Raw genomic sequence first — 13,136 nt, 5'->3', positions numbered from 1 at the left:
TCGGCCCTTTCGTTCAGACCGTGATGACGACCTTCCCCACGACGTGACCCTCTTCCTGGTAGCGGACGGCCGCCGGGATCTCCTCGAACGGGTAACCGCGGTCGATGACCGGAGTGATCTCGCCGTCCTCGATGAGCCGGGTCAGCGTCAGCAGATTCTGCCGCTTCTGCGGGCAGTGGACCACGTCCGTCATGACGATCGTCTGGGACACGAACGGCCCGAGCGCCAGTGCCGCGAACACGTGAGCGGCGGGCTGGAACCATCGGCCGGGCGGTCCGCCGATGGCGACGTGGGCGCCCTTGGGGGTCAGCGCCCGGCGGCAGGCCGCTGCTGACTGGCTTCCCGCGATGTCCAGCAGCAGGTCGTAACGCTGTCCGTTCCGGGTGAAGTCCTCCGTGGTGTAGTCGATGACCTCGGTGGCGCCGAGCGACTTGACCAGGTCCACGTTCCGCGCGCCGCAGACGGCGGCGACCTCCGCGCCGAGCGCTCGGGCGATCTGCACGGCGAACGTCCCTACCCCGCCCGACGCCCCGTTGACGAGGACCTTCTGCCCGGACTGGACGCGGCCCTGGTCGCACAGGCCCATCAGGGCGGTGTTGGCCGCCATCGGCACCGCCGCCGCCTGCTCGAACGACAGGTTCTTCGGTTTCGGCGCCAGGTCGCTCGCCCGGACGCACGCGTATTCGGCGAAGCCGCCCTGGTTGGACTGCGCGAAGACCTCGTCGCCGGGGCTGAACTCCGTCACGTCCTTGCCGACCGCCTCGACCTGCCCCGCCAGGTCGGCGCCCAGGATGTGGATCTTCGGCCCGCGCAGCCCGAGGCTGCCGGGCATCAGGCGCGCGATGTACGGCTCGCCTCTCATGTGGTGCCAGTCGTAGGGCTGGATGGAGGTGGCACGGACCCGGACCAGTACCTCGTCGTCGCCGGGCAGGGGCTTGTCGATCTCGGTGATGGCCAGGTCGTCGGGTGAGCCGTACGTGCGTAAGACGATCGCCTTCATCGCAGGTGCCTCCGATTCGTACAACGTAAGTCGTACGTCGTAAGGTACTCTTACGGCGTAAGGCAGTCAAGGGCATGGCGAAGCGCCTTATGAGGCGAACGCGGAGGTCAGGCGGTCTCGCGCATCCTGTCGAGACCGTCGAGGATCAGATCCAGCCCGAACTCGAACTCGGTCTGGTCGTCGCACCACCCCAGCGTGGAGTCGGGGTCGTCGTGGGCGATCTCCCGCAGCATGCCGACGAGGTGGGGCAGCTGCTCGGCCATGGCGTCGAGCATGGCCGCGGATTCGTCACCGGTCCCGTCACCCGGATCGAACATCTCCTGGGTGAACCCCAGAGCCCGGCTCCCCAGGGCATGCAGCGCGTGGTGGGCCAGGTCGTTGGAGAAGCCACCGTCTCGCATGAGCCCGATCAGGGCATCGAAGTACTGTACGACGGCCGGACTCACGTCGGTACGGGTCTCGAAGACGCGCGGCGCCCAGGGGTGGCGGAGGAAGACCTGGCGGGCGGTCAGGATCCGCTGCCGCACGGCCGTCTTCCAGGCGGCACCCTTGGAGGGCACGTCGATCCGGCCGACCGCCTCGTTGATCTCGCCGGCGATGACGCCGACGATGCCGTCCAGGACGTCTTCCTTCTTGGCCACGTGGTAGTAGAGCGACATCGCCTCGGCGCCGAGCTCTTCCGCGAGACGGCGCATCGTGAGCGACTCGATGCCGCTTTCGTCGGCGACCTTGATCGCGGCCCGGAGCACCCGGTCTCTGCTCAACGGGGTGCGGGGCTCGGTCCTCGGTCCATTCCGCGTGGCCACCTAGATCAACCTCCGCGCCATATCGTACAAGGCAAGTTTGGGCTCCATCGCTGCCAGGTCAGCGTTCGGCGGCGTACTGGCCGGCCAGCTCGGCGCCGATCCGGGCCAGCTCCGCCTGGACCGACCGCGGCTCGACCACCTCGATCATCGCGCCCCAGCCGGCCAGGTTCCTGGCGATGTCCAGCGGGGTCGGCGCGGCGAGGCGGACTCGGACCCGGCCGTGGTCGAGCTCGCCGTCGGTGTGGCAGTGCCGCCCGAAGTGGGTGCGCAGCACCGGCACGAACCTGGCTTCGATGATCACGGTCGCCCACGTACGCGAACGCCGCCGCTCCACCTCCCCCACGACCTGCTCCCACGCGTCGGCGAGCGTGAAGTCGTCCGGCCGCTCGGCGGTCTGGTCCGTCGGCTCGGCCTCGATGATCCGGTCGATCCGGAAGGTTCGCTGTCCGCGTTCGGTCCCGGCGATCAGGTACCAGATGTCGTCCTTGTCGATCAGGCCCCACGGGTCGATCAGCCGTTCGCTCCGCTCCCGGGCGCTGCCGGCGTAGGTCAGTCGGACCTTCCTGCGCCGGACCACGGCGGCCTGGAGCAGGTCGACCAGCTCGGGGCGGCGGCGATCACGCTCGCCCCAGCGGGTGGGGTCGATCATCGTCGCGCCGGCGGCGGCCTCGGCGTCGGCCCGGAAGGTCTGCGGCAGCGCCCGTACGAGCTTGCGCAGCGCCGCCTTGGCCTCACCCGAGACGGCCGCGGCCGGTCCGACCAGCAGGAACAGCGCCTGCGCCTCGGTCGCCGACAAACCGCTGAGATCGGTACGGGCGCCGCCGACGAGCGACCAGCCGCCACCGCGTCCGGCCTGCGGATAGACCGGGATGCCCGCCGCGGACAGCGCCTCCAGATCGCGGCGGGCGGTGGCGACGGACACCTCGAGCTCGCCGGCCAGCTCGGCGGCGGTCACCCGGCCACGTCTCTGCATGAGCAGGAGGGTCGCGACGAGCCGGTCAGCGCGCATGTCCCCATCTTCTCCAAGAAAGTGGTCAATTGGTGAGCACTTTAGCTTGGAGGATGGTCATAGTCACCGACCGAAAGTAAGGAACACCCCATGTTGCGTGGACTCACCACCGTCAGCTTCTTCGCCGACGACGTCTCGGCCGCCCGGGACTGGTACACCGAACTGCTCGGCATCGAGCCGTACTTCGTGCGCCCGGTCGAGGGGCCGCCCGCGTACATCGAGTTCCGGCTTGGCGACTACCAGCACGAGTTCGGCATCGTCGACCGCCGATTCGCCCCGCACGGCCGGTCCGACCAGGCCGGCGGCGCGGTGATCTACTGGCACGTGGACGATGTCGAGGCCGCCTTCGAGCGGCTGCTGTCCCTGGGCGCCACCGTGCACGACAAGCCGGTCGAGCGGGGGCCGGGATTCGTCACCGCGTCCGTGGTCGACCCCTTCGGGAACATCCTCGGCGTGATGTACAACGAGCACTACCTGGAGATCTTCGGGACGCGGCCTACGGAGTCCATCTGATGCTGGGATTGATGCCGCCGGTCCAGTTGAAGGTGGCCATGTTGTCCCACTGGTCGCCGGTGCCGTTGATGTTGGCCGGGTCCCAGCCGTTGCCGGAGATGGCGTACCAGGTCGGTTCCCAGTAGAAGACGCCGATCGCGCCCGCGCCGCGCGCCGTGTTCTGGACCGCGGCGAACTCGTTCGCCTGCCCCGCCCAGGTGGCCGGGTAGCCCGAGCACGGCGCCGAGCCGGTCACCACGTTCCCCTCGCTGTCGGCGTTGGCCGCGGTGAACGGGTAGGCGGTCTCCGCCACGATGACCGGCTTGCCGTACCGGGACCTCGCGTCGTTGATCACCGTGGACAGGGTGGACAGCGGGCCGTGCCACATGCAGTAGTAGGACAGGGCGGTGATGTCCCATGGCACGCCCTTGGCCCTGATCCCGTCGTAGAACCAGCGGGCGTTGGCGAGGCTGTCGGCATCGGCGGTGTGGATGATCACCTGGGTTGCGCTGTTGCACGCCTTGGTCGCGTTGTACCCGGCTTTGAGCAGCAGGCTCAGGTTGGTGAAGTCGTTGTTGATGACCTTGCCGTCGTTCCAGAGCATCCCGACGTTGATCTCGTTGCCGATCTGCACGCTGTCGGGTGTGGTGCCCTGCGCCTTCAGGCTGTTGCAGACGTCGTAGGTGTAGTTGTAGAGGTCCGTCTGGAGCTGGCCGATGCCGTGACTCGCCCACGCCGCCGGCTTGAACTGCTTGCCCGGGTCGGCCCAGGTGTCCGAGTAGTGGAAGTCGATCATCAGGCCGAGCCCCTTGGCTTTGACCGTCCTGGCGTAGGCCAGGACCTTCGCCTTGTTGTTGTAGCCGCTCGCCGGGTTGTTCCAGACGCGTAAGCGGACGTAGTTGACGCCGACGCCGGCGAGGATGTCCAGCGGGTCGGCGGCCGTCCCGGCGGCGTTGTAGTACTTGGCGCCGAGGTCCAGGCTCCGCTGGAGCGACGAGACGTCGGCGCCGCGCATGGTCAGCGTGGCGGCTGAGGCGGGGGCGGGGTTCACGAGTGCGACGGCGAGCAGTGTCGCCAGTGCGAGGAGGAGCGTGCCCCCGATCCTCCAGGGGCGGTTCAGGTGGTTGACGGCCATCCCGATCTCCTTGCTCAAGAAATGGGCGGGCTCCTGCGAACGTTCACAGAGGCTCTTGAGCGCTCCTCTGTGAACGTTCACAGACCCTCTTGAGCATGAGGATAAAGAAGGATCTCCCGCCGGGGAAGAGTGGTTCCCGGGAATTCAGCCCTCGAAGAAGGTCAGCTGGACCCCGGAGACCGTACGCCGGACAGAGGCGAACCCGTCCAGCTGGGCCCGCTCACTCCCGGCCTCGCTCAGCCGCTCATGTACGGCCTCGCTCAGATAGACGTGACCGGGCCTGCCGAGATCCTGCGCCATCTTGGAGGCGAGGTTCACCGGCGCGCCCGCGACATCCCACCCACCGCCCGGCGTCTCACCCGCCAGCACCGGCCCGGCGGCCACCCCGATCCGGCAGACGATCTCATGCTCGGCCAGGCCCGCGCGCAGGCCCTGCGCGAAGCGTACGGCCGGCGCGACCTCCTCGAACAGGTAGAGAGCCAGCGGTCCAGCGATCTTGATCTCCACGGCACCCCGCTCGGGCATGAGCCGGAGCCCCGCCTCCCTCAGCACGGCCGACAGGGCCAGCCCTCTCAGCAGCCCGAGCTCAGGCGTCTCGGCCGCGGCGACGCTCCGCTCGACCAGAACCACCGTCCGGTCCTGAAGATGCTCGGCGGCCAGCCGCCGGGCCAACTCGACGTCCTCGGGACGACCCTCCAGCCTCAGCAGGTCGGCGTAGAAGGCCGCGGAGTAGGGAATCGGGTAACGCAGCTCCTCGGCGACCGGCCGCACATCGTCCGGACGGGGGCCGTCGAGCACCTGATAGACGGCGCCGACCAGGCTCTCGGGGCCGTCCTTGCGTCGCAGGACGAAGGCATGGTCAGGCGGCAGCCGGTCGACGACCGCGCCTGTCACCACGAGCTCCCCGCCTTCGGTGTGGTTCTCCGCGATGTCCTCGATCGCGTCCGCCTCCGGGCCGTACAGCCCACCGGCCAGGCCGTAGAAACTCCCGTAGTGCGTTCCGATGCCGATCCGTACGCGGCAATGGCGTTCGATCTCGTCCTGGACCTTCAGCAGGGCCGACAGCAGCACCCCCGCCTCCGCCGATTCCGGATGGAACATCTGGGCGTTGTCCGCCGCCCACACACCCACCGCCTCGCCGCCGATGGCCCTGGCGTGGGTGTGCAGGATCCGCTTGGGCCGGTCGATGAGCGCCAGCACCTCCAGCAGACCCAGCCGCTGACTGAGCTTCGTCAGCCCGGCCGAATCGGACACCACGTTGTAACCGCGGACCGCGAATCGGCTCAGCAGCCGCCGCGCGTCCTCGTGGCTTTGACCGGTGTCACGCCACTGCTCGATCAGCGCCAGCGGCAGACCGGCCGCGGAGCGCGGCTCGGTGTCGAAGGTGCTCGGGATGTATGCGCCCGTGGGGGGTTCGGAAGCCACCCGACCACCGTATATCACTCAACGCACTTGTATAAACGCTCTCTGTGATCGACTCGCGCGGCCGAGGAGGCGCTGGCGCGAGCGGGCGCCAGGGACGACAGCCGCGCCGCCAACCAGCAGCGGCGGTCTCTGCAGAACGCCGCCGCACCCGTCTCAGCCTCCGACCAGCGGGACAAGCTTGACGAACGAGATCACCGGATCCGCGGTCAGGTCGATCGACTCGTCCAGACCCTCGATCTGACGATCACCGACCAGCAGGAGGAACCCGTTGCGCGCGAACGCCCGCTCGGCGATGTCCGCCTGACGCTCCCAGTCGATCCGCCGTGCCGCGCGCATCCGGTAGCCGTTCAGCTCGACCTCGGCGTCGTCAGGCTTGACCAGCCCGTTGAACCTGGGCGAGGGCGCCGCGTTGTACCGGGCGACCTCCTCGCGCACGCGCAGCCGCAGCAGCTCACGCGCGGTGATCCGGTCCGGCAGGCCGGGCAGCGTGAACTCCTCCAGCGGCCGGCCACTCGCGCTCTCGTCACGGAAGGTGACCTGGGCCATCGATGATCTCCTGTGGTAGTGGGATGACCCTTGACTATCAGCCGCCTCCGACAAACCGGCCTCCGGCGAATTCTGTCGGACGGCTTCGGCATGATCCAGGCATGCGCGAACTCACCGTCGACGAGACGGTCACGGCCGCCTTCGCGTCCACGAGCTGGATCATGGAGGCGATCGTCCAGGAGCTTGAGCTGGAGGGACGGTCATACTCCTGGCTCTGGCCGGATGACCGGGACGAACGACGTGACGAGAAACTGCGGCGCCAGGCCCGGAATGTCCGGCAGGAGTGGGTGGGACGGCTGCGTCACACGGAAGGCGCCGACCGCCGGGCCGCCGTGATCTACCTGGCTCAACCCGGGCTGGACGAATACTACGAAGAGCTGGAGCCGGCCCTGTCCGGCTCCAGCGGCTGGACCGCCACCGACGTGGCCGCGCTGCTCTCGGTCGTGCGCAGCCGGAGGCTTCACTACTGGGACGCCACCTGGGTGTGCCAGGTCGTGGACCTGGTGCTGGAAATCGACGTCGCCGAGCGGCAACACCTGCGCGAGCCGTTCACCCGGCTGATCGAGGCCATGGCCCACGTCCCGCTGCCTGCCGACGACCGACGACGTCTGCACCGCCGGATCGCGCTGGCCCTGCCCGGCGGTCCGACGACATTGCCGCTGTCGGCACTCGTACGCGCCGACGCCTGGGCCTCGTCCGTACGCGATTACCTTGGGGACGCGCCCGCACCCCACCTGGTCAAGCTGGTCGAGCATCTGTGCGAGGTACATACGCCTCGGCCCACCCAGACGTGGCGCGCCCGCTGCCTGACCCTGCTGGAGCCCGCCGGTGCGCGGGAGTTCGTGCGGTTCGCGCTGACGGCCTTCATCCGCGAGGTGTCCGACGACGGCAACCGGCGGATGGTGTCCGAGGCGAACACGGATGTGGCCCGCGGGACCATCTGGGCGGCGACGCTGGCCCGGGTCGACGATCTGGCGGCCACTCTGACCTGGTTGGCCGTCCATCTGGGTGGTGACCGCGCCCGATTCACGCAGGATCTGGTGATCGCCGGGGCCGCGATCAACGCGCTCGGCGAGGGCGAAGACCCGCAGCCGCTCTGGCGGCTCCAGACCTCGATCAAGCACCGGGCGCTGCGCAAGCAGGTCGACACCGCGCTCGCCACGGCCGCCGGACACGCCGGGATCACACCGGCCCAGCTGCTGGAGCGGGGCGTGCCGACCCACGGACTCGCCACCGACGGGACCCGGTCGTGGCGCCTGGGCGACCACACCGTGGTGCTGACCGTCCGGGACGCGGTCACCGTACGACTCGGCTTCACCGCCGCCGACGGCACCGCGGTCCGTGCCCTTCCCGCGGCGGTGAAGGAAACCCATGCTGAGGAGCTCAAGGCCATCAAGGCCGTCCAGAAGGAGGTCCGCCAGACGCTGGCGGCCGAGCGCGCCCGCTTGGAGGGGCTGTTCACCGTCGACCGGACCTGGTCGCACGAGGAGTGGGCCCGTCACTACCTGAATCATCCGATTACCGGGGTGGTGGCGCGCGGGCTGATCTGGGAGGCGGATGGGACGGCCTTCCTGCCCGGCGACGCACCGCCCGGGGCCGAGGTCCGGCTGTGGCATCCCGCGCGCGCCGCGCCGGCGGAAGTGGCGGCCTGGCGGGAGACGGTGACCGGGCGACGGCTGCGCCAGCCGTACAAGCAGGCCTTCCGGGAGGTCTACGTGCTCACCCCCGCCGAGGAGAGCACAGGGGTCTACTCCCATCGGTTCGCCGCCCACATCGTCGACCACCCGCGGCTGTACGCGCTGCTCAAGGAGCGCGGCTGGCAGACGCTCTGGCTGCGCGCCTTCCACGGCGAGCAGGAAGCCGTGGCCAAGAAGGAACTGGCGGAGGGCGCCTGGCGGGTCCGCTTCCGCTACGAGACCGCCGCGGTGGCCGACCACGAGGTGACCCTTGCCGCCACCGATCAGGTCCGTTTCGACCGGCGCCACGGGCGCGCCTGGCGGGAGACGCCACTGGCGTGGGTTCCGCCGCTGGTGTTCAGCGAGGCGATGCGGGACGTGGACCTGTTCATCGCGATCACCTCGATCGCCGCCGACCCGGACTGGATCGACCGGGGCGAGGACGGTTTCAGCGGTGGAGAGCGATTCGGCGGTGAGGAGCGTTTCGGCGGTGAGGAGCGTTTCGGCGGTGACGAGCGTTTCGGTGGGTACGTGCGAGAGGCCGCCTTCGGCACGCTGCCGCCGTCGGCCGAGGTCCGCCGCGACGCACTGGCCCGGATCCTCCCCCGTACGGCGATCGCCGACCGCTGCACGCTCACCGACCGCTACCTCGTCGTCCGCGGTGACCTGCGCACCTACCGGATCCACCTGGGCAGCGGCAACATCCTCATGAGCCCCAGCGACATCTACCTGTGCATCGTCACAGCCCGTAAGCGCGACGCCAAGCTGTTCCTGCCCTTCGAGGAGGACGGCCGCCTGGCTCTCATCCTCAGCAAGGCCTTCCTCCTCGCCCACGACAGCAAGATCACCGACGAGACCATCCTCCAGCAGATCCGCCGGGCAGACGTCACCTGATGGCTGCGGACGACGAGCCGGCCGACCCCAAAAGCTATGGGGCAAAAATATATGAGCTCGTAATGTATGGCACCAAACAAAGTCGCTATCCTGACGAACATGACATCTGGCCATTCAGCGGAGTCCGACCTCCAGCAGGCGCCACTCCCCTATCTGGTGTCGATCGCGGGAAACGTGCTGAACAGCCGCTGGAACGCTCTGTTGAGCCAGGAGCACGGCGTGTCCGTCGCGGGGATGAACGTGTTGCTGGCCCTGAGCCGCGGGTCGGGCACCCACACCGAGATCGCCCGGCGCTGCCGGGTGCACGTCTCCACACTGACCGGGATCGTGGACACGCTCGCCCGCGATCACCTCGTGGACCGTCTGCGGGACACCGTGGACCGAAGAAAGGTCCTGCTGGTGCTCACGCCGCGCGGCAAGAAGATCACCGAGCGCGTGGGGCACGTCCTGAGCGAGGCGCCCCCGCTCACCCCCAGCCTGCCGGATCCCGAGCACGAGGCGATCATCCGCACGTTCCTCATCGGCACGATCGAATTCGACGAACGGGAGGCCACTCGTGCCCGGATCGCAGACACAGAGAGCGGCGAAGGTCGATGACTCCGCCGTCGCCATCGACGCCCTGGTCAAGAGATATCCCGGGGCTCCGGCGAACGCCGTAGACGAACTCTTTCTCGAGGTCCGCCCAGGAGAGATCTTCGGCCTGTTAGGCCCCAACGGCGCGGGCAAGAGCACCACGATCGGCATCCTCACCACCCGCGTCATCCCCACCGGAGGCACGGCCACCATCCTGGGCGTGGACGTCGTGGCCCGCCCCGTGGCGGCGCGCCGGCTCCTGGGCGTCGTGCCCCAGGTCAACAACCTCGACCGCTCCCTCAATGCCTGGCAGAACCTGGTCTTTCACGCCGCCTACCACGGCGTGCCGCGAGCGGTCCGCAAGGCCCGGGCCACCGAGCTCATGGAGTCCTTCGGGCTCGTCGGGCGGGGCCGCGACAGCGTCAACACCTATTCGGGCGGCATGGCCCAGCGCCTGCTGATCGCCCGAGCCCTGATGCACGACCCTCGCGTACTGTTCCTCGACGAGCCGACGACCGGGCTCGACCCGCAGGCGCGGCTCTTCGTGTGGGACCGGATCCGCGAGCTGCGCGCCGCGGGGGTGACGGTCGTCCTGACCACGCATGACATGGACGAGGCCGCCGACCTGTCCGACCGGGTCGGCATCATCGACCACGGCAAGCTGCTCGCGCTCGGCACGGTCCACGCGCTCACGCGTGGCCTGGAGGGGAAGAGCCTGCTCGACATCACTCTCGGGCAGGTCCCCGGGCCTGCCGTCCAGGAGCTGCCGGACGTCCTGGCCGGTGTCGACGGCGTCGAAAGCGTGCAGTCCGCACCCGCCGGGCCTGCCTCGAGCGAGACGCGTTTCCGGCTCTACGTGAGCCGCGATCCCGCCGCCGTGCTCGGACCGGTGGCGCAGCTGCTGGCCAAGCGCGACTGCCCCATCACCAACGTCCAGATCGGCGAGCCGAGCCTGGAGGACGTCTTCATCACCCTCACGGGGAGGAGCCTGCGATGAGCGTGCCGGCCCAGACGGCCGTCCGCGGGGGCGTCAGCCCGCTGCGCGTGGTCCTCGCGATCCTGTGGCGCGATGCCGTCGTGACCTGGCGCGACATCATCTCGGTGCTCGCCCAGGTCGTGCTCCAGCCACTCGTCATGCTTTTCATCTTCGTCGGCGTGCTCGGCCGCCTGGCCTACGTCGACCCCTCCTACAACGACGTGCTGCTTCCCGGCGTGGTCGCGATGAGCGGCTTCGTGGCGGCGCTCCAGGCCGTCGCCCTGCCGCTGATGATGGAGTTCGGCTACACGAAGGAGATCGAGGACCGCCTGCTGGCGCCGGTCTCGATCTCCCTGGTCGGCCTGGAGAAGGTGCTGGCGGCGGCGCTGCGCGCGCTGTTCGCCGCCGCGGTCACCCTGCCCGCCGGCATGCTGATCATCCAGGACGCGTCGTTCCGGGTCGACGGCCTTCCGCTGCTCGTGCTGTCGGTCCTGCTCGGCGGCTGGGCGGCCGGGGCGATCGGGCTGATCATCGGTACGCTGCTGCCGCCCGGCAAGGTCGGCATCATGTTCGCCCTCATCATCGCGCCGATGCTGTTCACCGGCGGCACCCAATACCCGTGGCCCTCGCTCGGTGAGCTGCCCTGGTTCCAGGTCCTGACGGCGCTCAATCCGATGACGTACTCGAGCGAGGGAGTACGGGCGGCGCTGGAGCCGCAGGTGCCGCACATCGAGCCGTGGATCTCGATCGTCGTGCTCACCGGCTCCTGCGTGGTGCTGACCGCCATCGGGATGGTGAGCTTCCGCCGCCGGTCCCTGACCTGAGGACGCCGCCATGACCTCCACCCGCCTCGGGAAATCACCGCGAGACGGGATGACGTTTACGTCGTGAGCGGCGCGGGCACCGATGGCGAGGGTGATCAGATGCCTGGCAGGTACACACGCTCCACGGACGTGCGGGGCATTCTGCCGCGCGTGTGGCCGGCCGTGCTGGCGATCGCGCTGGCCTTCGGAAGGGGCTATCTCGACGCCTACGGCCCAGCGGGCTGGGTCGGGGTCGTCCTGGCGATCATCGGTTTCTTCGTCGCGGTGGCACCGATCGGCCTGGCGTTCTTCAGATGCACCCGGGTGTTACTGAGCCTCGCGATGGGCATGGCGCTGATCTACTGCCTGAACCTGGCCGACGAGGCCGTGGCGCGGCAGGCGCTGGCCCAGCGCGGCCAGGTGAGCGACTGCCTGGTACGCCAGGAGACCCCGCAACAGCGCACCGTCACCGACACCCACTACCAGCCCGGCACCTCACCCGGCGACCCGGGCACCACGTGGACGTCCACGCGCAGCGAGACCTACTACGACTACCGCCTGGCCTGCTCGCAGGGCGGTCCGGACTCGATGACGACTCGCATCTCCGTGGCGCGGCCGGGCACCACCCTCGCGGTCCTCTGGGACCCCACCGGACGGATCGACCCACGCCCGGCCGCGCCCGGCGACACTCCGGCCGAGGACTTCCGCGCCGCCGGGTTGGCGGGAGGAGCAGGCGTCCTGCTGGCCCTCCTCGACGCCGTGCTCGACGCCACCGGCTTCCATCTCAGACTTCCCCGCTGGCTGACCGCGCGCCGCTTCCGGCGACGTCGCTGATCGACACTGCTGATCGACACCGCTGATCGACGCTGGGAACCGCTCCACCCAGACGCAGGGGCGCTGCCTTCGTGACAGCCCATCCCCCGTTGTGTGATGAAACGATGACAACGCGGTTGACCTCCGGAATCGTCTGCTTGCCTGATGGTCATGCAAGCGACTCCCTATTTCTCCACTGACCTCCGTCGTACCGGGGCGTTCCTGGCCGTGGCCGTCGCGGTCGGGGCCACGCTCGCGGGTTGCGGCGCCTCCACCGCCTCCACCGCCTCCACCGCCTCCACCAGCGATGGACAGCAGACTGCGCAGGCCGCGGCCGGCGTCAGGGTGTTATGGATGGGTGACTCCATCGCGGGCGCGCAGGCCCCGGCTCTGGAAGCGGCGCTGAAAGCCGGCGGTGTGGCGTTCAAGAACGCCACGTCCGACGGCGGCGGCAACATCGTCGCCGGTGACCATCCGGTGACGGCCATGGCGGCCAAGGACACCTGGAAGACCCTGAAGGCGAACCTCGCCTCCTTCCGGCCGACGGTGATCGCCTACCAGATCACCAGCTACGACTGGGGCGCCGCCCGCCAGCAGCTGTCGGCCTACCAGAAGCTCGCCCGAACGGCCCAGGACGCCGGCGCCCGGCTCGTACTGGTGTCCGCCCCGCCGTTCAAGATCGACGAATTCTTCAGGCCGCACGAGAACGCGATCAAGAGCGCGCCCGCGATGGCCGCCAAGGCTGCTCACGCAAGCTACCTGGACGCCTCCGAGCTGTGGGGCAGCGACTACGCCGCCGGCAAGGCCCAGCGCGCCAAGGACGGCATCCACTCCTGCCAGCAGGGGTCGGCGGCCTTCGCCACCTGGTTCGCCAAGCGGCTCGGCGAGCTGGCCGGCTTCACCCCGGCCGCCCCCAGCGTCTGGGCCACCGGGCCGTGGACCGGCGACGAGCGCTTCGCCAAACTCGGCTGCGGCTGATGGTGCCGGC

The 13,136-nt window shown here is 69.3% G+C and carries 13 protein-coding genes; 7 read left to right on the top strand and 6 right to left on the bottom strand.

Annotated elements, in window-relative coordinates; genetic code table 11:
• Positions 1–13 precede the first annotated feature (13 nt).
• The 3 genes from ACGFJ2_RS55525 to ACGFJ2_RS55515 form a co-directional block, all read right to left on the bottom strand.
• The gene (locus tag ACGFJ2_RS55525; protein ID WP_358182196.1) at positions 14–1,000 is read right to left on the bottom strand and encodes an NAD(P)-dependent alcohol dehydrogenase; all 987 of its coding nucleotides are present in this window, start codon (positions 998–1,000) and stop codon (positions 14–16) included.
• A gap of 107 nt (positions 1,001–1,107) precedes the next feature.
• Entirely contained in the window at positions 1,108–1,806 is a 699-nt protein-coding gene (locus ACGFJ2_RS55520) for a TetR/AcrR family transcriptional regulator C-terminal domain-containing protein (RefSeq protein ID WP_357957327.1), read from the bottom strand.
• Between the two features lie 58 nt (positions 1,807–1,864).
• Positions 1,865–2,815 carry a helix-turn-helix transcriptional regulator gene (locus tag ACGFJ2_RS55515; protein ID WP_393482937.1) on the bottom strand — a complete coding sequence of 317 codons (951 nt, stop codon included), beginning with the start codon at positions 2,813–2,815 and terminating at the stop codon, positions 1,865–1,867.
• A gap of 90 nt (positions 2,816–2,905) precedes the next feature.
• On the opposite strand from ACGFJ2_RS55515, the gene ACGFJ2_RS55510 reads away from it, so the two are divergent.
• Positions 2,906–3,328, top strand: coding sequence for a VOC family protein (locus ACGFJ2_RS55510; protein WP_393482934.1), 423 nt, complete (start codon positions 2,906–2,908; stop codon positions 3,326–3,328).
• Here the strand turns inward: ACGFJ2_RS55510 and ACGFJ2_RS55505 are convergent.
• From ACGFJ2_RS55505 to ACGFJ2_RS55495, 3 genes are all read right to left on the bottom strand, one after another.
• Positions 3,312–4,460, bottom strand: coding sequence for an arabinogalactan endo-beta-1,4-galactanase (locus ACGFJ2_RS55505; RefSeq protein WP_393482931.1), 1,149 nt, complete (start codon positions 4,458–4,460; stop codon positions 3,312–3,314). The two genes, ACGFJ2_RS55510 and ACGFJ2_RS55505, sit on opposite strands and share 17 nt — an antisense overlap.
• A gap of 126 nt (positions 4,461–4,586) precedes the next feature.
• The gene (locus tag ACGFJ2_RS55500; RefSeq protein WP_393482928.1) at positions 4,587–5,867 is read right to left on the bottom strand and encodes an adenylate/guanylate cyclase domain-containing protein; all 1,281 of its coding nucleotides are present in this window, start codon (positions 5,865–5,867) and stop codon (positions 4,587–4,589) included.
• Positions 5,868–6,020: 153 nt separating this feature from the next.
• Entirely contained in the window at positions 6,021–6,413 is a 393-nt protein-coding gene (locus ACGFJ2_RS55495) for a hypothetical protein (protein WP_393482925.1), read from the bottom strand.
• A 101-nt stretch (positions 6,414–6,514) separates the two neighbouring features.
• Here ACGFJ2_RS55495 and ACGFJ2_RS55490 point away from each other — a divergent pair, with 101 nt between their 5' ends.
• From ACGFJ2_RS55490 to ACGFJ2_RS55465, 6 genes are all read left to right on the top strand, one after another.
• On the top strand, positions 6,515–8,983 hold the full coding sequence (locus ACGFJ2_RS55490) for a DUF4132 domain-containing protein (RefSeq protein ID WP_393482922.1): 2,469 nt from the start codon (positions 6,515–6,517) through the stop codon (positions 8,981–8,983).
• 99 nt (positions 8,984–9,082) lie between these two features.
• Complete coding sequence (locus tag ACGFJ2_RS55485) at positions 9,083–9,580, top strand: MarR family winged helix-turn-helix transcriptional regulator (protein ID WP_357957341.1); 498 nt, start codon at positions 9,083–9,085, stop codon at positions 9,578–9,580.
• A complete protein-coding gene (locus ACGFJ2_RS55480; protein ID WP_393482918.1) occupies positions 9,540–10,553 on the top strand; it encodes an ABC transporter ATP-binding protein in 1,014 nt (337 codons plus the stop codon). The genes ACGFJ2_RS55485 and ACGFJ2_RS55480 overlap by 41 nt, the downstream gene beginning before the upstream one ends.
• Complete coding sequence (locus ACGFJ2_RS55475; protein ID WP_393482915.1) at positions 10,550–11,356, top strand: ABC transporter permease; 807 nt, start codon at positions 10,550–10,552, stop codon at positions 11,354–11,356. Before ACGFJ2_RS55480 ends, ACGFJ2_RS55475 begins: the two co-directional genes overlap by 4 nt.
• 129 nt (positions 11,357–11,485) lie before the next feature.
• Positions 11,486–12,169 (top strand): hypothetical protein, encoded by a 684-nt coding sequence (locus ACGFJ2_RS55470; protein ID WP_393482912.1) that lies wholly within the window; start codon positions 11,486–11,488, stop codon positions 12,167–12,169.
• 150 nt (positions 12,170–12,319) lie between these two features.
• Positions 12,320–13,126 carry an SGNH hydrolase domain-containing protein gene (locus ACGFJ2_RS55465; RefSeq protein WP_393482909.1) on the top strand — a complete coding sequence of 269 codons (807 nt, stop codon included), beginning with the start codon at positions 12,320–12,322 and terminating at the stop codon, positions 13,124–13,126.
• The last annotated feature ends 10 nt before the right edge of the window (positions 13,127–13,136 follow it).

The organism is Nonomuraea sp. NPDC049028 (assembly GCF_043197735.1).
In the GTDB taxonomy this organism is placed as follows: Bacteria; Actinomycetota; Actinomycetes; order Streptosporangiales; family Streptosporangiaceae; genus Nonomuraea.
Note: the sequence above shows the minus strand (reverse complement) of the source record. Positions and strands in the feature narration are given on the sequence as shown.